This window comes from Brevibacillus laterosporus LMG 15441, assembly GCF_000219535.2.
Taxonomy (GTDB): domain Bacteria; phylum Bacillota; class Bacilli; order Brevibacillales; family Brevibacillaceae; genus Brevibacillus_B; species Brevibacillus_B halotolerans.
This window is the reverse complement of sequence record NZ_CP007806.1, coordinates 4,339,634-4,360,588: the sequence shown is the minus strand read 5'-3', so window position 1 is coordinate 4,360,588 and position 20,955 is coordinate 4,339,634. Positions and strand designations below refer to the sequence as shown.

The 20,955-nt window shown below is 41.0% G+C and carries 20 protein-coding genes; 14 read left to right on the top strand and 6 right to left on the bottom strand.

The window, feature by feature from the left end:
* Positions 1-28 precede the first annotated feature (28 nt).
* From BRLA_RS24885 to BRLA_RS19140, 4 genes are all read left to right on the top strand, one after another.
* The gene (locus BRLA_RS24885; protein WP_003334768.1) at positions 29-493 is read left to right on the top strand and encodes an AEC family transporter; all 465 of its coding nucleotides are present in this window, start codon (positions 29-31) and stop codon (positions 491-493) included.
* An 11-nt stretch (positions 494-504) separates the two neighbouring features.
* Positions 505-816 carry an AEC family transporter gene (locus BRLA_RS24880; protein WP_003334769.1) on the top strand — a complete coding sequence of 104 codons (312 nt, stop codon included), beginning with the start codon at positions 505-507 and terminating at the stop codon, positions 814-816.
* Between the two features lie 318 nt (positions 817-1,134).
* Positions 1,135-1,761 (top strand): YitT family protein, encoded by a 627-nt coding sequence (locus tag BRLA_RS19145; RefSeq protein WP_003334770.1) that lies wholly within the window; start codon positions 1,135-1,137, stop codon positions 1,759-1,761.
* Positions 1,762-1,933: 172 nt separating this feature from the next.
* Positions 1,934-2,800: an ABC transporter ATP-binding protein gene (locus tag BRLA_RS19140; protein WP_003334772.1), complete on the top strand. Its 867-nt coding sequence runs from the start codon at positions 1,934-1,936 to the stop codon at positions 2,798-2,800.
* Positions 2,801-2,935: 135 nt separating this feature from the next.
* Here BRLA_RS19140 and BRLA_RS19135 read toward each other — a convergent pair whose 3' ends face one another.
* Positions 2,936-3,697, bottom strand: a complete 762-nt coding sequence (locus BRLA_RS19135) for a DUF3050 domain-containing protein (protein ID WP_003334773.1) — start codon at positions 3,695-3,697, stop codon at positions 2,936-2,938.
* Between the two features lie 304 nt (positions 3,698-4,001).
* Here BRLA_RS19135 and BRLA_RS19130 point away from each other — a divergent pair, with 304 nt between their 5' ends.
* Entirely contained in the window at positions 4,002-4,823 is an 822-nt protein-coding gene (locus BRLA_RS19130) for a stalk domain-containing protein (protein WP_003334774.1), read from the top strand.
* 59 nt (positions 4,824-4,882) lie between these two features.
* Here the strand turns inward: BRLA_RS19130 and BRLA_RS19125 are convergent, their stop codons facing one another.
* Positions 4,883-5,917, bottom strand: a complete 1,035-nt coding sequence (locus BRLA_RS19125) for a DUF418 domain-containing protein (RefSeq protein WP_003334775.1) — start codon at positions 5,915-5,917, stop codon at positions 4,883-4,885.
* 173 nt (positions 5,918-6,090) lie between these two features.
* Entirely contained in the window at positions 6,091-7,287 is a 1,197-nt protein-coding gene (locus BRLA_RS19120) for an MFS transporter (protein ID WP_003334776.1), read from the bottom strand.
* A 154-nt stretch (positions 7,288-7,441) separates the two neighbouring features.
* Here BRLA_RS19120 and BRLA_RS19115 point away from each other — a divergent pair, with 154 nt between their 5' ends.
* The 7 genes from BRLA_RS19115 (at position 7,442) to BRLA_RS19085 (ending at position 15,480) form a co-directional block, all read left to right on the top strand.
* Positions 7,442-7,837, top strand: coding sequence for a hypothetical protein (locus tag BRLA_RS19115; protein WP_003334777.1), 396 nt, complete (start codon positions 7,442-7,444; stop codon positions 7,835-7,837).
* Complete coding sequence (locus BRLA_RS19110; protein ID WP_003334778.1) at positions 7,838-8,047, top strand: YqgQ family protein; 210 nt, start codon at positions 7,838-7,840, stop codon at positions 8,045-8,047.
* A 189-nt stretch (positions 8,048-8,236) separates the two neighbouring features.
* Positions 8,237-10,243: a transketolase gene (gene tkt / locus BRLA_RS19105; protein WP_003334779.1), complete on the top strand. Its 2,007-nt coding sequence runs from the start codon at positions 8,237-8,239 to the stop codon at positions 10,241-10,243.
* 330 nt (positions 10,244-10,573) lie between these two features.
* Complete coding sequence (locus BRLA_RS19100; RefSeq protein ID WP_003334781.1) at positions 10,574-11,470, top strand: EamA family transporter; 897 nt, start codon at positions 10,574-10,576, stop codon at positions 11,468-11,470.
* Positions 11,471-11,636: 166 nt separating this feature from the next.
* Positions 11,637-12,233 (top strand): DUF4269 domain-containing protein, encoded by a 597-nt coding sequence (locus BRLA_RS19095; protein WP_003334782.1) that lies wholly within the window; start codon positions 11,637-11,639, stop codon positions 12,231-12,233.
* An 89-nt stretch (positions 12,234-12,322) separates the two neighbouring features.
* Positions 12,323-14,878 (top strand): transglycosylase domain-containing protein, encoded by a 2,556-nt coding sequence (locus BRLA_RS19090; RefSeq protein ID WP_041752382.1) that lies wholly within the window; start codon positions 12,323-12,325, stop codon positions 14,876-14,878.
* A gap of 254 nt (positions 14,879-15,132) precedes the next feature.
* Entirely contained in the window at positions 15,133-15,480 is a 348-nt protein-coding gene (locus BRLA_RS19085) for a hypothetical protein (protein ID WP_003334785.1), read from the top strand.
* Between the two features lie 172 nt (positions 15,481-15,652).
* On the opposite strand, the gene BRLA_RS19080 is transcribed toward BRLA_RS19085, so the two are convergent.
* The 3 genes from BRLA_RS19080 to ilvD all read right to left on the bottom strand — a co-directional run bounded on the left by BRLA_RS19080 (position 15,653) and on the right by ilvD (position 18,943).
* Positions 15,653-15,985: a hypothetical protein gene (locus tag BRLA_RS19080; protein ID WP_003334786.1), complete on the bottom strand. Its 333-nt coding sequence runs from the start codon at positions 15,983-15,985 to the stop codon at positions 15,653-15,655.
* A gap of 477 nt (positions 15,986-16,462) precedes the next feature.
* Complete coding sequence (gene trmB, locus BRLA_RS19075; RefSeq protein ID WP_003334787.1) at positions 16,463-17,119, bottom strand: tRNA (guanosine(46)-N7)-methyltransferase TrmB; 657 nt, start codon at positions 17,117-17,119, stop codon at positions 16,463-16,465.
* Between the two features lie 150 nt (positions 17,120-17,269).
* The gene (gene ilvD, locus BRLA_RS19070; RefSeq protein WP_003334788.1) at positions 17,270-18,943 is read right to left on the bottom strand and encodes a dihydroxy-acid dehydratase; all 1,674 of its coding nucleotides are present in this window, start codon (positions 18,941-18,943) and stop codon (positions 17,270-17,272) included.
* Between the two features lie 227 nt (positions 18,944-19,170).
* On the opposite strand from ilvD, the gene lepB reads away from it, so the two are divergent.
* Complete coding sequence (lepB, locus tag BRLA_RS19065; RefSeq protein WP_003334789.1) at positions 19,171-19,689, top strand: signal peptidase I; 519 nt, start codon at positions 19,171-19,173, stop codon at positions 19,687-19,689.
* Between the two features lie 308 nt (positions 19,690-19,997).
* Positions 19,998-20,951, top strand: coding sequence for a DMT family transporter (locus tag BRLA_RS19060; RefSeq protein ID WP_022585971.1), 954 nt, complete (start codon positions 19,998-20,000; stop codon positions 20,949-20,951).
* Positions 20,952-20,955 lie beyond the last annotated feature (4 nt).

The following is a 20,955-nucleotide window of genomic DNA, read 5'->3' as shown; positions in this document are numbered from 1 at the left end:
CTATTAGTGTAACAGGAGGGAAATTCGCTTGGCCCTTGCACCATTGTTCTCATCTGTGGGTATGATGGCTGTCATTATTGGAATAGGGGCAATGATTGGTCGAATGAAACCAGTCACTGCTGATGCTCGCCAATTGTTGATTACCATTGTTATCAATGTAGCCGTTCCATGCATCATTCTCAACGGAATTTTTCACACACAGATGAACCAGCAACTCTTGCATCATATTTTTCTCATCTTTTTTATTGCTGTTGGTCTAAGCTGTCTTGGAATGCTTCTTGCTTTTTTATTTGCAGTCCTATGTAAGGTGCCGATCAATAAGCGAAAAGAATTTTCCTTTATTGCTGGACTGGGCAATACCGGATTTATCGGGCTTCCTTTGTGTGTCGGGCTGTTCGGACCGACAGGGGGACTGCTTGCGGCAGTCTACGATGCTGGGCTTGATCTGGTGCTCTGGACAATCGGTGTTATGGTTTTGAAGTCGGTTTATTAATTCCCGATCTGTTGGTACGTAAACAACAAACAGCACAAGCACTCCCCATTTTAAGTTTGTCTATGCTTGTTAAGCTTTTCTTGTATCCAGTCATTGTTGCTGGTTTGCTTTGGAGCTTTCACTTAGCGACAGAGATTAGCCAAGTTACTTTAGTGATGGCAGCAATGCCTACGATGACGCTAGCCTCCATGTTATTCGCCAAATACGCGGCTGATGAAGATTTAGGAGCGATGGCGACCGTTAGTTCCACAATTATCAGCTTCGTTACCATTCCTTTAGTTGTTATGTTAGGTCAATTTATCTTGTCTGTATCACTTTTTTAAAGTGTGTAATCATGTAGAAAAAATATAAAAAAAGAGCCTATATTACCACTTGTTTGATTCATGAAGCGATTTTTATGTTATAATGAAAATGTAACTTTACAATGAAAGGATCGGATAGTGATGTTACCGCGAAGGACAATCTGGAAACGGTTTGATCTCTCAGATACGTAGCGTAGTAGTTAGAGCGTTCCACTCTTGATCTGTGAACACTAACTACGAAAGAGAGATGCTTTATGATACAAGCAAGCGATCCTGTCAGGACCTGCTTCGTAGTTAGTGGAGAAAGTGACTAACTAACTACGAAAAGAGGAAGCCTCGATGAGGACAAAACCATACCAACAAACCTTCATGATTTTACTGGGAACTTTTTTATTGGCCTTTAGCTATTACCACATCAACTTTCAGAATAATTTAAGTGAAGGTGGATTTGTGGGGTTATCATTACTTGGAAAATACGCTTTTGATTGGTCACCGTCTATTACGATGCTAGCATTAGACATTCCAGTCATTTTAGTTGCAATGATGATCAAGGGACGTAAGTTTTTGATTAATACCATTGTAGCAGCGACATCGTTTTCCTTTTTCTATGAACTATGTGAGCGTTTTTCGCCGCTAGTATTTGACTTTAGCAATGCCATGTTGCTCGCTGTTTTATTATCTGGAATCAGCACAGGCTTCGGTCTAGGATTGGTTCTTAGATTCGGTGGGGCAACAGGTGGAGACGATATTTTGTCTCTATTCATAAGTAAGTGGACGGGTATGTCAGTAGGTACCGTTTTATTAATATTTGACGTCCTTGTGTTATTGCTTTCGTTATTTTTCTTGCCAATACCTCAAGTCTTGTACACGCTTCTAGCAGTTTCAATCGCTGGTAAAGTGGTTACATGGACCTACGAATATGGTACAAAAGAAAAACAAACGAAGCTGGCACACAGTGCGGCGTAACGAAAAAACCAGTTAATAAGGTGAATGTTAGTCTGCTTGGCAGCTAACAATGCCCTTGTTAATTGGTTTTTTTATAGAAAATGTTTGACAATGATAATGAGAACCAATATCATTTTAAGGGAAGGTACTATCATTCAGGATATTATTGCGTGACATCGAAAGGAAGATGATCATGGTTCGCTTACATACACAACAGTTAAACATTGGCTATAATGATAATCTCATTGTGGAAGACTTAAACATATCATTACCTGATGGAAAAATCATTGCTCTGGTCGGTGCAAATGGATCAGGTAAGTCTACCATTCTAAAAACGATGGCACGTCTTTTGAAACCGAAAAAAGGTGGAGTCTTCTTGGATGGTAAATCCATTCACCAACAGGATACTCGCAAAGTAGCCAAGGATTTAGCTATTCTGCCGCAAAATCCAGTAGCTCCGGATGGACTTACTGTAGAAGAATTGGTTTCTTATGGACGCTTCCCTCATCAAAAGGGTATGGGGAGCATGACGCCAGAGGATAAAAACATTGTACAATGGGCACTGGAAGTTACCGGTATCAATGAGTTTGCTACAAGAGGAGTCGACCAATTGTCAGGTGGTCAGCGTCAACGTGCATGGATTGCAATGGCGTTAGCCCAGCAGACGGATATTTTGTTCTTGGACGAACCAACGACGTTCCTTGACATGGCTCACCAATTAGAAGTGTTACAGCTCCTAGCTAAGTTAAATACAGAAGAGAAGCGTACGATTGTTATGGTTGTTCACGATCTAAACCATGCTACTCGTTATGCCGATCATGTTATCGCTATTAAAAAAGGGAAAGTAATGGCTCAAGGGACCCCTGCTGAGGTCATGACGCATCAAATGCTGTGGGATGTATTTGGCATTGAGGCTGACATTATTCCAGACCCTCGCAGCGGTGTTCCTCTATGCATTCCATACGGATTGGCTTCAGGAAGTGTTTCTGGTAAACCAAAGAAAGATAGTGTCATTTTAGATTCAAATGAAGAGAACGCGACCTTGGCTGTAGCGCGTTAGCACCACAGATCACCAGAAGAATCTCAAAAGCAAAGAGCTTGTTTCCTCGAAAAAATGAAGAGGTGACAAGCTCTTTTTTTGTAAAGGATTTCCTACATAACCCCGTTACAGGAGAGTGTGAGTCCCCCAAAAGAATTATTTTTGAATATCTGCTAGAACACCATCCCATAAGGAAATGCGGCTGGTAAGGGATTGAATAGCTGTTGCTTCTGCTTCTTTCCATTTTTGGGCATCTTCTTTACAAAGAGAAGCAAGAAGTTTTTCAGCTAAAGGTCCATGTTCATCTCCATCTAGCTCAATGTGACGATTTAGATAATACAACAGGCAAGCAGGAGCTTCTCCTTTGGAGGTCAATTCCTGTACAAGTACCTGAAACATGTCTGGTATAATATCTTCACGACCAAAGAAAAAGGCAGCACAAACCTCGTGGGTTCCCCCCTCTTTAGCCAAGTGAAGAGTTTGTTTTACAAAACGCTGTACACTGTCAGGAGCGTTGCATAATGCTAGAGCTTCATCAGGAGAGGTACCCTTTTCTAGCAGCCCCAGAAAATGCTCGATCTTAGATGTATCAGCCCCTACTTCCTTCATAGCCTGCAAGTACAGCTCAAAGTGACTGGTAAAGCCGCCATTGCCATCTTCATCAGTTTCTTCTCCGAGTACAATTTCATTAATGAAACGAGCATATGCAGCATGAGGAGCAGGAAGCCAAGGTACACTTGTGCAAGTTACATCTAATTGTAAACGTTTTAATAAACTCATAAAATCCCATACAGCGAACACATGGTGTTCCATAAAGGTACGAACGCTTTCCGGTGTCTGCATAGCAATCGAAATTGGATGAGAAATCAGTTGTTGGCGAACCACGTCAACCTTTGGCATGGACATAAGTGTTGTCATTTGAAAACTCCTTTGTTATCGAGCTTAGTTGGTAAAATCTTCTTCGTACCTATAATTATCGCATAAATAAAAATAGGCAAAATAGCAGTGTGACAATTGTCACTCATTTGCCTTATTTATGTAGCCAATTGGTAAAAATTATGGGTAAATAGTAATATCAGCATGAAGCGAAAAAAAGATAATAAGATGTAGGTAAGAAAATGAAACATTATGGGGAATCTTTAAGTCAAACAAGTAGCATAAGAAAAATGAACAAAGTAACAATAGCGGAACCTGACGAAAAAAGCGAAGGGATTGAGTACAAATGTTACGAAAAACGACAGCAGTAGCCGTAATGGGGCTTACACTTGTAGGCTCAGCTATACCAGGCATGGCTCAAGCAACAGTAAAACCGGTGTCCACTTCTCTTATGATAAATCAACAGAAGGTAATCAAACACTCACCATTGATTAGTGTTAACCAACGGACAATGATTAACCTACAGGAATTACGTAATATAACAGGCGGTCAGCTCACAGAAAAAGCAGGAACCTATCAATTGAAGGTTCAACAGAAATCTCTGATATTTCAGACAGGTAAATCTACTGTAACGGTGAATGGAAAAGAACAAAAGGTAGAGCAGGGAGCTGTGCTTTATCAGGGCAAGGTGTATGTGCCCCTGCGCTGGACAATGGAATCCTTATCCGCACAAGTAAAGTGGGATGGTAAAACGGATGAAATTCAGGTTACAAATCTACCCGTGGTTCAGGGAGAGAAGCCTGCTTCTACCTTCCAAACACTGACAGAAGAGCAATTAAGCGCGGAGGAGAAAGCTTTTATCGAAAGCGTTAAAGGAGAACGCGGGGTTCATCAACAGGGTGATTTATATGTGATTGCCTATGGAGAAGCTCCTAATCCTGGGTATGGCTTAGTTGTGGATCATACGGAACAAAGCTGGGAAATGCTAAAAGTATATGTAAAACAGACCAAGCCAGAGGCAAATAAAATGTATCCGATGGTCATTAGCTACCCTTATGTCGCGGGTAAGATCAGTACGCCACCTTATACAACGGTCACCTTCTATGATGTAGATACGGGCAACGTGCTATTTGAAGGGGATAAGAACACACCTCAGAAAGGGAAGTAAGGTGTATTGCCTGAGGAGAACTTTGAGAGAAACTTTATAATAATCGAAAACGCATCCGACTACCAGGATGCGTTTTCGCTGTTACGTTTTATCAGAGGTGTAAATGTTCCATACGTCAACACACGCCAGCCCCATTCCAGTGGACCCATGGTAAAAATCGACAACCATAGGTAGCTGGCTAGCATTTGTAGTGCATAAATACCAAGACAGATTAGCGTAGTTTGCAAATGGCCCAGCTTGCCTGAAAGATTACATAAATCACGCAACGCAATAATGATCAGAGTTTGCCCGATATAGTTCGTTAAAGCCATGCGACCGTAATACTTTAAGGGAGCTAACCATTTCTGCACAGTTGTTTGCTGTAGCAGGCGGATAATGCTAGTTACATAGAATACAGCCATCACGAGTCCAACAAAGACAATGCACAGGCTGTAATTGTGTAAGGCATGAATATAGGAGTCATCGAAGTCAGTTGAAGCTGTTTTCGTCAAGAGCACATATTGAACAAAAAGCCCGACTATCATGAGAATGAAAGAAACCATTTGCCATTGCTTTATCTTGGGCATAAAGTCTGGAATATTTCGGAAGACTCCGTATTGTCCGATAGCAAGCCCTAACAAAAATAATGGGAAAACAACAAGAATCTTTCCTCCCAAAATAGAGGTAGGAATAAGCAGAAATAATGAAAGCAGTAGATTTTTTTTGGCCGATAAACGATAAAAAGGCAGTAATACAAAGCCAAAAATAGCATAGATGAATAATGCTTCTCCCGGCTGCAATAGCTGATGAAGATATCCAATCGCGAATAGGACTAGCAACCGGCGAATAAATAGCAATGTACTTTTGTGCCCTTTTGCTTGAGAGCGGCTTTTAAAAATATAAAATCCTACTCCAAATAAAAATGAGAAAATAGCAAAAAAACGAGATTCTACGGTGAAGTTAAGCATGTGCTCAATAAAAGCATTTGCACTGCTAACAGGGGCTGATTGTACTTTCATTAAAGCCAAGATATTAACAAGAAGAATACCCATCAGAGCAAAACCACGAAGATAATCAAGGGTATCGATCCGATCTTTTTGTGTGAAATCGTTCATTACTTACTCCTTCTTTTGTGATGTCATCTCATCTCTAATTTACTATAAGGAAATGCAGTGTTTCGTAACATCGATCCAGATTACCCTAAGCTTACAGGTTTGTAAGCATAAAAAAGGAACCAACTGGTGTATCCCAGCTCGTTCCTTTTATATGTATAGAAAAAATGAAATGGTTACTGAGAGGCGGGAGAATACGCGTCCGACTCAGATTCTGGCTCTGGTTCTGGCAGGTGATGCACTCTGCCTACATAGATCGCTAAAAGACCGAAGCACAGTATGCCACTGATTATAAATGGCAAGCTATGTGAGAAGGTAAAGAGCCACCCAGCTAAAATGGGACCTGCAATTCTCCCCATGGTATCCATGGCGCTCATGTTCCCGGATGTAGCCCCCTGTCCATCGGGCGTACGTTGCGAAATCATGGCGGTGTTCGTAGTTCGCATCATACCTTGACCTAGACCAAATAAGCAAAGGGTGAGTGCAAATTCTAGGAAAGTAGAAGCGAGTAAAACACAGAAGAATCCTAGAACATAAAAGAATATTCCTGTAGCCAGCAATTTTGATTCACCAAATCGTTTTACTAATTTGCCAATCCCACCCTGTAAACTAGCAGAGATTAAGCCCATGATAAGAAACATATAGCCCATGTCCTTGGAGGTCAGATTGAATTCATATGATATGTATAAAGCAAAGACCGTCTCCATCGCTGCAAAAGCAAGCGATGTAACCAGCATGATCTGATACAATAATCCTAGGTTACTAAAAATGGCTCCCAATGAACTGATAGGCTTTTTCTTAAGGTATTTACCGCGCTTTTCCTTGGGCAAGCTTTCTGGAAGTAAAACCCATGTAAAAACGAATGTAATAAAAGCTAGACCTCCTGAAACGAAGAATGGCAGTGACAAGCTAACGTCTCCTAGGATACCGCCGAGCGCGGGACCGAATACGAAGCTAAGACCTACACCTGCTCCTACAATCCCCATTCCTTTTGCCCGTTCCTTTGGCGGAAAAATATCTGCTACCATTGCTGTGATGGTTGGGATACCCGCAGCGGAAGTAATCCCAGCAAGTACACGGTAAAACAGCATTTCGTAATAGCTACTTGAAAATCCAAATAGAATAAAGCTGGCAGAAAATCCAAATAGGGCTAAAAGGATAAACGGCTTTCGTCCATAGCGATCCGATAAGCGTCCCCAGATGGGAGCAAATATAAATTGCATGATATTATAGCTGGCAGATAATATCCCCAATTGCGTTGTGGTCGCCCCGATTTCCGTAACGAAAAAAGGCAATATAGGGATAATAATTCCAAAGCCAAGCATCATTAAAAAGATAATGCTAAAGAGAAGGAAGAGATGTTTCTTTTCCACAGGAAAAACCTCTTTTCTATACAATAAAAAAGTTCAAGCTACTCTCCACCATACGAAATGGACGGAAAGAAGTCAAGGTGAGAACTGGGGTCTGATGCAGTTGACATGTTATAATGAAAGCACTTGGAAGTAAGGCAAAAGGAGAATGAATGAAATGGCCAGTAAGATGTTATATTATCTCGCAGCAGAAGAGGATCATTGGTTGGATGAGCTGTTAGATTATTTTCCTATTATGAATGCAACGGTACCTACTAAGAAGTCGCTTCAAATGATAGAAGAGCAGTTGAAGGCAGGCGAAATTACTCAGTCTGTACTTGTGATCAATGTGTCTGGATTGGAAGACCGTCTATCTACTTTACTGGAAGAATGTCAAGAGCTTGAACATGTGCAAAAGCAACCTCTTTACCTGGTAGGCATAAAAGAGGGAGAAGAGGAACAGTGGAGAAATAATTATCCACAGGCGAAAATTGTTGCCATTACTGGTTTCCTTGTCGAGTTTGACTTTGAAGCCGTATGCCGAGAAATTGAAGCTGATTTGGGAGGGAAATAAATGAGCGATAGAAATACGTTTCATCTTCCTGAGTTTTTACGTCGTTTTCAAATCATGATTTATACCGGAGATCCGCTGGGTGATTGGTTGATGATTGAAGATGAAATCCGCGATCTACTGACATCTAAGGTCATTGATAAAGAAGAGTTTTCTCTTGCGATGAAAGAAATTGATAAGCGTAAAAGAATGTATGCTGATGAAACTCAGTGAAAGTAAGATATAGCGCTTGGTTTTCTCTCATAAAAAAGCTAGTTATGCAACACACTAACCTAGCATGTAATGATAGGGAATTGTTACGTTTCATAGAAAATACTCTGTTTTTGTAAAGCGCTTTTACTCTATTCGCTTTTCCTATGTTATAATCACACTGCAGTTACTTGTAGGGGGGAATTAACCGTAATGACTACTCAACAAATGAATGTAGATCAATTGGCAATCAATACTATTCGTACACTATCAATCGATGCTATTGAAAAGGCGAATTCTGGACATCCAGGAATGCCAATGGGATCGGCGCCTATGGCACACGTGTTGTGGAGCCGTTTTATGAAAGTAAGCCCGAAAAATCCATCATGGATTGATCGTGATCGCTTTGTATTATCTGCTGGTCACGGTTCTATGCTGTTGTACTCTATGCTACATCTCATGGATTATGGCGTAAGCATGGATGACTTGCGTAACTTCCGCCAATGGGGAAGCAAAACGCCTGGTCACCCTGAATTCGGCCACACTCCTGGTGTAGATGCAACAACAGGCCCATTGGGACAAGGAATTGCGATGGCTGTTGGTATGGCTATGGCTGAGAGACATTTGGCCGCAACATACAACAAAGATAACTATGAACTAATTAATCATTTTACATATGTTATCTGTGGAGATGGAGACTTGATGGAAGGCGTTTCTTCTGAAGCTTCTTCTCTAGCTGCTCATCTTAAACTAGGTAAAATGATTGTTCTTTATGATTCTAATGATATTTGTCTAGATGGCGATCTAAGCCAATCCTTCACAGAAGATGTAGCTGCACGTTACAAAGCGTACGGCTGGCAATATATCCGTGTAGAAGATGGAAACAATGTGGATGCTATCGAAAAGGCTTTGGCTGAAGCACGTACAGATTTGGAGCGTCCAACACTGATTGAAGTGAAAACAACAATTGGTTTCGGTTCTCCAAATAAAGGCGGGAGCAGTGCCAGCCACGGTGCCCCACTTGGTACAGATGAGGTTGTTTTAACAAAACAAACCTATGCATGGGAGCATGAAGCATTCCACGTGCCACAAGAGGTAAAAGAGTACTACGCTACTCTAGTAGAGGCAGGTCAAAAGAAGGAAGCAGAATGGGATGAGCTGCTAGCAGCTTATGAAAAAGCTTATCCGGAACTAGCTGCACAATTTAAACAAGTAAGTAATGGAGAGGTATCCAAAGATTTTGATGCTGATCTACCGACTTATGAAATTGGCAGTAAGCTAGCGACTCGCGCGGCTTCCGGTAATGCAATCAATGGATTGGCAAAACGTATGCCTAACTTAATTGGTGGCTCCGCTGACTTGGCACACTCTAACAACACGCTAATTAAAGGTGCTAAAGACTTCTTGCCGGGTTCTTATGAAGGTCGCAATCTTTGGTTTGGTGTTCGTGAATTCGCTATGGGAGCGGCTCTAAATGGAATGATGTTGCACGGTGGTGTAAAAGCTTTCGGCGGTACGTTCTTCGTATTCTCCGACTATGTTCGTCCGGCAGTGCGTCTATCTGCTCTTATGAAGCTGCCTACCACATATGTATTTACTCATGACTCTATTGCAGTTGGGGAAGATGGACCAACTCATGAACCGATTGAGCATCTAGCTGCCTTCCGTGCTATGCCGAACCTAACTGTGTTGCGTCCAGCTGATGCGCATGAAACAAACGAAGCTTGGCGTTATGCGGCTATGAGCAAAGACGAGCCTATTGTACTAGCTTTAACTCGTCAAAACCTGCCTATCTACCAAGAGACCAAAGACTTGGCTCGCGAAGGTTTAGCAAAAGGTGCTTATGTTCTAAAAGAGGCATCTAATGGTGAGCCTCAGGTTGTATTGATTGCGACCGGCTCCGAGGTATCTCTGTGCATGGAAGCTCGTGAAAAACTAGAAGCAGACGGCATTCCAACACGTGTCGTAAGCATGCCTAGCTTTAATCTATTTGATCGTCAATCTAAAGAGTACCGTGACTCTGTGATTCCTCCGCATGTTAAAGCACGCGTTGGCGTAGAGATGGGTTCTCCACTAGGTTGGGAGCGCTACACAGGTGACCATGGAGCAATTATTGCTATTAACCAATTCGGTGCTTCTGCTCCTGGCGAGATTATCATGAAAGAATACGGCTTTACTGTTGAAAATGTCGTGAAAACAGCACAAAGCTTAGTAAAATAAGAAGTTACCATGTTTACTAAAGCCTCCTCTCTTTTAAGTAGAGGAGGCTTTAGACATGATTTTTCCCCTATAGATATAAAAGCTGTGACCGCTTTTATCCGATTTTTCGCACCTTTTCTCATTGACTTTTAATTCTGCTCTTCTTAAAATAAGTGAGAATCTTTTTAATTACAATGATGAGAAACTTGCTTGTATGACTACATGTAAGTGGCGAAATTTTCAAAAGAGATGATCAGATATGCATTTCTTTTTTTCGTTCGCCCCCTATCCGTTGGATGGGGGGTTTTGTGTTTGCAAAAATCGATGTAAGGAGAAAGGAAGGCAACAAAAATGCTTAAGTATGCTCTGTTGGTTTTTTTAGGGGCTTGTAGCTATGGAGGCTTGTCGACCATTATTAAGCTAGGTATGAAGGAAGGCTTTCAGGTAAGTCAGCTAGTAGGAAGTCAATTTTTTATTGGATGGTTACTGTTAATCCTTCTGACATTGCTGTTTAATAGAAAGCGTGTGCCTGTACGCTCTATTTTGCAATTGATAGCAGGCGGATTTGCATTAAGTGGCACCACCATCTTTTATAATTTGTCTGTAGCTGAATTACCTGCGTCGATTGCAGTAGTCCTCTTATTTCAGTTTACGTGGATTGGCGTCCTCTTAGAAGCTATTGTGGATCGGAAGAAACCCAGCAAGGAAAAGATATTTTCCATCGTTGTATTGCTTATGGGAACAGCTCTTGCAGGAGGATTACTAGAGCGTGGATTTGAATCACTTTCGTTAGCTGGTATCCTATATGGTTTATTATCGGCGGTGACATTTGCGCTCTATATTTTTGCTAGTGGTCGATTGGGCTTGGATGTTCCCGTGTTTACAAAAAGCTTAACTATGGTTACAACGGCTGTGATTGTTGTATTTACGGTGTTTTCCCCATCCTTCTTAGTGGATGGAGCTTTAGGGCAGGGTCTGTGGATGTATGGCTTGGCACTGTCTTCCTTAGGTATAATTATTCCCGTTGTCTTTTTCTCGATAGGAGTACCAAAGGTTGGTTCTGGATTGGGGACGATTCTTGGTGCAGCAGAACTTCCAGCCGCAGTGATTGCCTCTGTAACCGTATTAGGAGAACATGTAAGCACGCTCCAATGGAGTGGTATTCTGCTGATTTTATTGGGAATCGCTATACCTCCTTTGATGCTAAATAAGAAACAGACACGGCAGGCAAAAGCTGCTGTTCATTAAAAGGAAGTACATTATATATTCTATAGCTTTTATCTTCAGCTAAACGAACCTCTAAACGAAATGCTTTTGGCAGGAATTGTTTGGTACAAAGCAGCCACTTTATACTATCATGGTAGAGTGGCTGTTTTGTATCTGTGGTTCAATTTTGGAAAGCAGGTGAATATACATGATACATCTAGACAAGCCAGATTATTTACAAACAGGCACGAAACGGCAAAGGCAAGCATTTATTGTGTTACAGGAGCTTGATTTGTTTAAACAGCTGTCTTCCTACGATCCGATACTGACAGGAACGATTCCACTTGGAATTGAGATAGCGACAAGTGATCTCGACATTATTTGTCAGGTGAATGATTCCGATCTGGATCAGTTTACACAGCAGGTTGTAAAGGCGTATGGAGATTGTACAAATTTTCAATTGGAGTTTGTCGATGAACTACGAGGAGGAAGAGCCCTCGTTCTATCGTTCTCTTATCAAGAGTGGCCCATTGAAATTTTTGGTCAATCGATACCTGTACGACAACAGAATGCATATCGACATATGATTGTTGAAGAACGGCTGCTGCATTTGGCAAAGGACTCGGCACGTGCTGATATTCAAATTTTGAAGGAACAGGGATATAAGACGGAGCCTGCTTTTGTTCACTATTTTCAACTGGGTGGGGATGATCCCTATGAGCGTATGCTAGAGCTTTACGGTTACACAGACAGCCAACTGCTTAAGCTCATACACCCATCAAAAAGAACCGAGGGCAGTTACTAATTAGATGCTGCATTGTTTCGGGTCAGAAACTTTTTTTTGACTTAATCGTCTAAAAAGGTGGAGAGAGGAAAGAAATCTGGAGGTAATATATGGCTCAAGCCAAGAAGAAAAAAAAGAAAAAACAAGTAAATAAATGGATAATGCTTATTATTGGATTTGCTGTCTTTTTAATTTTATCCGTCATCGGAGGTTACTTCGCTCTCTTATATGCGGGCGGTAAAATGGTGGAGATGGATGAAAATAAATTAAGAGACATTAAACTGGAAGCAACCAAAATAATGGATGTGAACGGTAAAGAGCTATCCAAATTATATGTTCTAGAGGATCGTGAATACGTCACAATCGACAAAGTGCCTAAAAAGTTGGTGCAAGCATTTGTGGCTGTAGAAGATAAACGCTTTTTTGAGCACAATGGTGTAGATATGATCCGGATCGGTGGAGCGATTTGGAAGGATATTCGAGCAGGCAGTGCAGTTGAAGGAGCAAGTACAATAACCCAACAGCTAGCGAAAAATGTGTTTCTCTCTCATGAAAAAACGTTCTGGCGAAAAACGAAAGAGGTTAGTATTGCCATTAACCTAGAGAACAGATTCACGAAAGATCAGATTATGGAGATGTATCTAAATAAAATTTATTTAGGTCATGGTGCTTATGGAATTAAGGCAGCCGCTAATTATTACTTCGGTAAAGAAAAGGCAGAACACCTGGACACTCTAACGACTGCTGAAATTGCTCAGTTAGCGGCGATTCCAAAGGGACCGTCTATCTATTCTCCATTTAACAATCCGGCTAAATCTAAAGAACGCCGTGATACGATCATTCGCTTAATGGCCGAACAAGGAATCATTACGGTGCAGGAAAAAGAGGCTGCTCAACAAGAAGCGCTTCCTACTAAAAAAGTCACCGAGGGCAATTCGTATCAGGCATTCCTTGATTACGTAGTTGATGAGGCCGAAGAACGCTATGGCATTGCTGAGAATGAGCTATATAGCGGAGGATATCAAATCTATACGACGCTAAATACCGATGTACAGGATGCAATGGTGAAGAACTTTGAGAATGCCAAGAATTTCCCGAAGGATGGAAGCACCAATCAGGTTGATGCCGGAATGGTAGTTCTCGATGCTAAAACCGGTGGTATTGCCGGCATTGTAGGTGGCCGGAACTATGTGCACAAGGGCTGGAATAATGCGCTGAGTCTGCATCAGCCGGGTTCATCCTTTAAACCATTAGCTGTTTTTGCACCAGCATTAGATACAGGGAAATGGCATGCAGGTTCTCAGTTAAGTAACAAACGTCAAAGCTTTAATGGCTATGAGCCAAGGAACTGGAATAACCAATACAGCGAATCCATACGTATGGATAAAGCTGTTCAGATGTCACTCAATGTTCCTACGGTCTGGTTGTTAAATGAAATTGGAATTGATAATTCCTTGAAGTACATCAAGGATTTTGGTATTTCGCTTGATCCGACCGATCGTAATTTATCCATTGCATTGGGTGGTTTGCATAAAGGAACATCACCACTGCGAATGGCACAAGCGTATACAGCATTTACAAATGGCGGTGTAGTAAAAGAAGCACATGCCATTGATAAAATTAAAGACCTCAGAACAGGGAAAGAAGAGATTAGACCTGTAAAGGAAACACAAGTTATTTCACCTAATGCCGCTTGGGAAATGCACGAATTGCTACGTAATGCCGTTCAAAGGGGTACGGGTACCAGTGCGAAAATGAAAAATTGGCCGGTAGCAGGTAAAACGGGAACCACGCAATCAGCCCTAAGCTCCAAGGCAAACAAGGATGCTTGGTTTGTTGGATATAACCCTAGGTATATCGGCTCCATCTGGATGGGCTTCCCAAAAGAGGATAAGGGCCACATTATGTATGATGGTAGCGGTAAGACGGCGCGTATGTTTAGCATCGTGATGCAGGAAGCGTTAAAGAATGAAAAACCAATGGATTTTGAACGACCAAATGGAGTAAGCGAACGTCACGAAGTAGAAGAGAATCAGGAAGTAGCAACCACACCACCTGCTCTGTCTGTTCGACTTACCATTGAAGGTTCTCAGCCAGTAGCCTTATTAATGTGGGATGATGCTAACGAAAAAACGACGGGTTATGATGTAATGCGTTATTTAAATAATCCTGAGTCGGCAGAAAAGATATCATCCAAGCAAAGTGGTAAAACCTTTGTTGATCAGGTTAAGGAAGGCGTCTTATACAAATACTTTGTTGTACCTTATGATGAAAATGGTAACCCTGGAAGCCCATCTAATATTGGAGAAGTAAATACCAAACAATTAGAAGAGCTTCTGCAAAATGGTGAAAATCAGCATGAAGAGAACAATAGCGGAGATAACCAAAACTCAACTGAGGGTGATCAATCTCCGAATAACGGTTCAAATGGATCTTCTGAGCAAGAAGGCCATGGCAACACTGATAACAGTGGCAATAGCAATTCGACACCTCAGGGTTTACCAAACGGCAATAACGGAGGAAATAATCAGAACAACGGACAAGGACATGGACAGGGAAATGGCTCTTCAGGCAACGGTGCTGATCCCAATGCCAGTCAAAGACCAGCCGACATCCCAGACCCTACTCAATCAACTGATCCCTCCCAGCAAGGAACAGGTAATTAATAGAGACTATAGTAAGATGAATAGAAGAAACTAACGAACAAAGATTGAAAAAGGCAACCGTAGCATAGGACGGTTGCCTTTCTTCATAACCAAGGTGTCCTGTTCCATTTCATATAGTTAGATTGACAAGATTATGACTATTTTCACAGACTGCAGTGCGTGTTAGAATGGTGATATAAGTTTTGTTGATAACTCGGAATGACTCGGAATGGTTCATACAACGAAACTGTAAATGGAAAACTGGAGGGATTCATGTGTCTACCTTTTCTCAAAAGGATTTGCAATCTTACTTCCAGGAGAAACTGGAACACGCGAAAGTTCACTTTGAACGGGCTCTTGACTGTAAACATACAGAGTTTGATGATTTATATCCATATATGAATGAACAGCCGCAATTTTTCTGGTATAAGCGATATGTAGCTTGGTCAGAGCTACTCACGGTAGTGAAGATGGCGGAAGAGCTTCATGTAGAATGGAAAACCTGTTTTTCTGCCAATCAGATCGAGTTTATTGAAGGGCGTGTCCTTCAAGGTAAAGTATTGGATCATTGGCATCCCGAAGAGGAAAGAGAAGTTGAAGAGGTAAGCCAGCTAGAAGAATAGCTGATACAGCTTTACAGAGGCATATAGAAAAAACGCGTAGCGATGATGTTACGCGTTTTTTTTATTTTTGTAAGACAGTACCTATATAGAAAAAAGAGCCCCCAACAAGTGGAGGCTAATGACCAGTTTTTTAAAAAGAGGGTAAAAAAGAGAGAATTTTTATAGCAAGTAATTATCCGAAAATTACTGTGCTTTTAAAAACTTCACCTTTTGTTGCAGATTGGATACCAGTTGCTGGTGTTGTAGTATCTGTTACTTGAGTAGGAGCAGATACTGGAGTAAAGATAGAGAAATTTACTACTTCACCTTTTGTAGTGTCACTAGTAAATTCAGTTGGTACAACAACAGATGCAGGTGCAACTGTTTGTGGTGCTACCTGAACGTTAAAGAATGTTTGTGGTGCCATTGTTTCGCTTTTTGTTGCGTTCTCCTCAGCAGCAAATGCAGAAGACGCAGAGAATACACAGGCTAGTACAGTCATGCCTAAAATTAATTGTTTTTTCATAGAGTCCACCTATCCTTCCAAAAGTACATATATTTTTTGTATTGACCAGTCAGCACAAAAGTCCTTCAGCAATTATTATTTTACTCTTTTTATTTGATTTGTAAAGTAGTTATCTGCTGAAAAAGTGCTGTTCAATAAATTTTAAAATTTTGTAAAATATACAATTCATCATATATTATAAGCAATTAATGGAAAATATATACTGGTTAAAACTAGTTAACACATTAATACTTGGGTTTTTATTGCTTACTTAGGAAATTTTACACTAATTTTGAGAAAATGAAACAGCTTGCGTGCAAGAAAGTGCAAGTAACTATTCCCAATTTATTAGTTGTTTTATTTTTCAGATAAATATAATTGATATATCTTTATATTTGAAATATTTTTGACATTATGGTGAATATATACAAAAAAAGCAACCATTCCAAAAGAATGATTGCTTCGCTCAAGACGTTATACGGTAAATAAGAATAATGATTAATTGGTGGGTGCTATTGGCTTACAAAGAGCCTCTGTGCGGAAGATGTGTTGTCCGCGATTGGAAAAACGTTCTTCATATTCAGTCATCACATTCGTTGCAGCCTGTTCGGATGAATGAAGATCAAATGTGATATGGCGTAATTGAAACAGTTCGTTAGCGAATTGATTGAGAGAGAATTCAAACAGATGTTGATTATCTGTTTTTACATGAATTTCTCCATCTTGTTTTAGCACAGCTCGATATTGGCGCAAAAAGGAGAAATGCGTCAGGCGGCGTTTGCTGTGACGTTTTTTCGGCCATGGATCACTAAAGTTTAAGTAAATACGATCTAATTCCTCTTGCTCAAACAGTTCTGTAATTTTGAAAGCATCAAATTGAACCAATTTTAAATTAGGAATTTCCTTTTGTTCCGTACGTTGGGCTGTGCGATACAGCACTTCTGCTTTTAACTCGATTGCGATAAAGTTGATGGAAGGAAAGCGAGCTGCCAATGTATTAATAAAACGTCCTTTACCACTGCCAATCTCAACATGAATCGGATTGTTATTGCCAAAGCAGTCTGACCATTTTCCCTTATATTGACTAGGATTATCTACATAGGTTGGAAATTGGCGCAGCATATCTTCTGCACCAGGGATATTGCGTAAACGCATAAAAACCTCCTTGCGAGCATTTGCAATTCATCGGGTCTAACTCTTCTACTTTATTATGCATGGACGCTGGTTTCAAGTTAATTTTGTTGCCATTCTTTTTGTTCCGGATGAAAAAGACTCCCTCTTCATAGGGGAGTCTGGATTTCAACGTTAAATTTTTAATACGCCGCCAGTTGATGCATTGGTGACTAGCTTAGAATAACGAGCAAGATAGCCTGTTTTTACTTTTGGTTCGAATCCTGCCCAGCTTTCTTTGCGTTTTGCCATTTCCACGTCAGAAATTTCTAGCTGCATGGTACGTGCTTCCATATTTATGCTGATGATATCCCCATCATGGACAAATGCAATCGGTCCGGCTTCGGCTGCTTCGGGGGAAACGTGACCAATACTAATTCCTCGGGAAGCGCCGGAGAAACGTCCGTCTGTTACGAGAGCTACCTTAGTACCAAGCCCCATCCCGACAATCTGAGAAGTGGGTGCGAGCATCTCCGGCATACCTGGTCCGCCTTTTGGTCCTTCATAACGAATAACCACAACATGTCCTTCTTTAATTTTTCCGTTTGCGATGCCTTCTAAAGCTTCCTCTTGAGAGTCGAAGCAAATAGCTGGCCCCACATGTTTTTTAATGGAAGGGTCCACGGCTCCCGTTTTAATGATGGAGCCTTCTGGGGCTAAATTTCCAAACAGAACAGCAAGTCCCCCGCGTTCACTGTAAGGTTTATCAAGAGGATGTATCACAGCTTCATCTAAAATCGCTGCTTCAGCTACATTCTCACGTAGTGTCTTACCAGTTACAGTAATGCGATCAGGATGCAGGATTCCTTCACGTTTCATGAGCTCCCGTAAAATGGCCGATACGCCGCCAGCATTGTGGCAATCCTCGATATGATAATCGGAGGCAGGAGCTAACTTGCATAGGTGTGGTGCGCGTTCAGCTACCTGATTGATTCTTTCTATCGGATATTCAAAGCCGGCTTCATGGGCGAGCGCTAATGTATGCAGAACAGTATTTGTAGACCCGCCCATCGCCATATCTAAAGCAAAGGCATCATCTAGTGCGTCCTTGGTAACAATATCGCGCATTTTGATATCATGTTTAATTAAGTGCATTAGGGCACTTGCAGTAGATGTAACAAGTTCACGACGTTTGGGAGAGGTAGCTAAAATTGTGCCGTTTCCTGGGAGGGCAATTCCCAATGCTTCAGCCAAGCAGTTCATTGAATTAGCTGTAAACATGCCTGAACAGGAACCGCAGCTTGGACAGCCATATTGTTCTAATTCCAACAGCTTATCATCATCAATCAGACCTGCCTGATGGGCTCCTACGCCTTCAAAAACGGAAGAGAGGGAGATTGAGCGTCCATCGCTAGTTTTTCCTGCTTTCATTGGACCACCTGTGACAAAAATGGTTGGAATATTAACACGTAAAGCTCCCATAATCATGCCTGGTGTAATTTTGTCACAATTCGGAATACAGATAAGACCATCAAACCAATGAGCCGAAACTACTGTTTCTAAACTATCAGCAATCAATTCTCGGCTTGGTAAAGAATACCTCATCCCGATATGCCCCATGGCAATTCCGTCATCTACTCCAATTGTGTTAAACTCAAAAGGAACACCGCCTGCTTCACGAACGGCTTCTTTTACGATCTTACCAAACTCTTGCAAATGGACGTGGCCAGGAATAATATCTATATAAGAGTTGCAGATGGCAATAAACGGTTTATCGAAATCCTCGTCCCGTACACCTGCCGCTCGTAGTAAACTCCGATGAGGAGCTCGGTCAAAGCCTTTTTTGATCATATCGCTTCTTTGTCTCATGTCGCCTATCCTCCAGTATGGTTCAGATATCGTAAGAGTTATTTCATTGGGAATGAAGCCGTACGACAACACCCTATCCAAAGTATTTTCACTATTGTAGCACTATACGAAAGTATGAAACAAGCAAAATGATCTGAACATTTGTTCATTTCGGGCAAGAAAAAATTGACAAAGAGTGAAATTGACTCAGCCTGTTGCTCGTATACTTAAGAGGAGGGATCTTTATAATGAAGAAGTTACCAAAAATAGTTAGAGAGTGGCTACCCATAATAGCTATTGCTCTTGTGCTGAGCTTTACAATCCGTACGTTTGTGGTTCAAGCTGTTTATGTTCCATCTACGTCTATGGTTCCTACCCTGCAAGTGGATGACCGTCTTTTCATTGAGAAAATATCCAATCCAGAAAACTTTCAATATGGTGATATTGTTGTGTTTTCCCCACCAATTCAGGGAAATAAGGACTTGTTTATTAAACGCTTGGTTGGAAAAGGGGGAGATACCATCGAGATAAAACAAGGTTTCTTGTATCGCAACGGTGTAAAGATAGAGGAACCATACTTAAAAGAAGCGATGAATTATGATTTCGCTCCTGTCCATGTACCGCCAGACCACTACTTTTTTTTGGGAGATAATCGGAACGGTAGTTTTGATTCACATTTATGGCCAACGCCATTTGTTGAAAAAAAAGCGGTGGTAGGTAAAGGTATCTTTTTATACTATCCGTTTAGTCATATGCGAATCATGTAAAAAAACATGTGAAACAGAAGAGAAAGCTCGTGAAACAGTAACTGGTTTCGCGGGTTTTTATTTTGGGTATTTTGGTATAATTATTCACCAGTATGTATATTATATTCAGTTTATTTTTATTTGATATCTGCATAAACGTTGTAATAGCCCAATACAGAAACGCTTTTGTGTATGAAAGCAATGAATAAACGCGTAATTTTTAAAAAATTCAGATACACTAAAAACAGTGTTTCTAGGTGATACAATAACAACGAAACAAGTCTGATTGTAACAAGTTCTACATATTTGATGGAAGGAAGGGGATCAGATTGGGTACTCAAGGTAAAAAAGCTAATCGGATCGTCTATTTGATTCCCCTGTTAGCAACTTTGTTATGGGGAAGTAATTTCTTGATTGGCAAAAATATTTTACATCACGTCCCACCATTTACTCTTAGTTTTTTACGTTGGTCTTTTGCTCTTCTTGTACTGTTACCTTTTACATGGAAGTTATTGCGTGAAAATTGGGAATTTTATCTGAGGTTTTGGAAAGAAGTAGTAGTGATGGGCTTCTTAGGAATTGCATTATTTACGGGATTGGTGTATTGGGGGATGGAGCATACCAACACGGTCAATGCATCTTTACTTTCATCCTTATCGCCAATCTTTATCACTGTCGTTGCTTACTTTATGCTGCATGAGAGAATTACTAGCAACCAAGTAATTGGTATTCTTTTATCGTTGCTAGGCGTTTTGTGGATCGTCAGCAAAGGACACCTTGGAACCTTTGCTGACATTCGGTTAAATAATGGCGATATCGTATTGATTCTAAGTAATGTCCTGATGGCCATTTATTCTGTTATGCTTCGTAAAACAGCGGACAAGCTACCGGGGTTGATCGGCTTTACTTTGATTGTCTTTGCAGGTGTAATTACTACAGTGCCGTTGATGATGCTGGAGCTAAGCTATCGCCCTGTGCAGTTATTTCTCTGGGAAAATCTATGGTCAATTGCTTACTTAGGTATCTTCTCGTCGGTCATTGCATTCTTTTGCTGGACGAAGTCAGTCCACTTTTTAGGACCAACAAAAGCTTCACCGTTTATGAATGTAGTGCCGGTTTTTGCAACCTTATTTGCTGTATTGTTTTTAAGAGAGGAATTGCTTTTGTCTCAAATAGTAGGCGGTGTGCTCGTGCTATTAGGTGTCTATTGGTCCTCGCGTCCGAAAAAAAGTCTTGCCTCGATTTCAAGCACGAATCCGCAGGTGCAGGAGTTAAAATTATAACCTT

Bases quoted from the DNA above. Each gene is read 5' to 3' on its own strand.
- BRLA_RS19145 (WP_003334770.1), top strand. From the start codon at position 1,135: ATGAGGACAAAACCATACCAACAAACCTTCATGATTTTACTGGGAACT.
- BRLA_RS19140 (WP_003334772.1), top strand. From the start codon at position 1,934: ATGGTTCGCTTACATACACAACAGTTAAACATTGGCTATAATGATAAT.
- BRLA_RS19135 (WP_003334773.1), bottom strand. From the start codon at position 3,697: ATGACAACACTTATGTCCATGCCAAAGGTTGACGTGGTTCGCCAACAA.
- BRLA_RS19130 (WP_003334774.1), top strand. From the start codon at position 4,002: ATGTTACGAAAAACGACAGCAGTAGCCGTAATGGGGCTTACACTTGTA.
- BRLA_RS19125 (WP_003334775.1), bottom strand. From the start codon at position 5,917: ATGAACGATTTCACACAAAAAGATCGGATCGATACCCTTGATTATCTT.
- BRLA_RS19115 (WP_003334777.1), top strand. From the start codon at position 7,442: ATGGCCAGTAAGATGTTATATTATCTCGCAGCAGAAGAGGATCATTGG.
- BRLA_RS19110 (WP_003334778.1), top strand. From the start codon at position 7,838: ATGAGCGATAGAAATACGTTTCATCTTCCTGAGTTTTTACGTCGTTTT.
- tkt (WP_003334779.1), top strand. From the start codon at position 8,237: ATGACTACTCAACAAATGAATGTAGATCAATTGGCAATCAATACTATT.
- BRLA_RS19100 (WP_003334781.1), top strand. From the start codon at position 10,574: ATGCTTAAGTATGCTCTGTTGGTTTTTTTAGGGGCTTGTAGCTATGGA.
- BRLA_RS19095 (WP_003334782.1), top strand. From the start codon at position 11,637: ATGATACATCTAGACAAGCCAGATTATTTACAAACAGGCACGAAACGG.
- BRLA_RS19090 (WP_041752382.1), top strand. From the start codon at position 12,323: ATGGCTCAAGCCAAGAAGAAAAAAAAGAAAAAACAAGTAAATAAATGG.
- BRLA_RS19080 (WP_003334786.1), bottom strand. From the start codon at position 15,985: ATGAAAAAACAATTAATTTTAGGCATGACTGTACTAGCCTGTGTATTC.
- trmB (WP_003334787.1), bottom strand. From the start codon at position 17,119: ATGCGTTTACGCAATATCCCTGGTGCAGAAGATATGCTGCGCCAATTT.
- ilvD (WP_003334788.1), bottom strand. From the start codon at position 18,943: ATGAGACAAAGAAGCGATATGATCAAAAAAGGCTTTGACCGAGCTCCT.
- lepB (WP_003334789.1), top strand. From the start codon at position 19,171: ATGAAGAAGTTACCAAAAATAGTTAGAGAGTGGCTACCCATAATAGCT.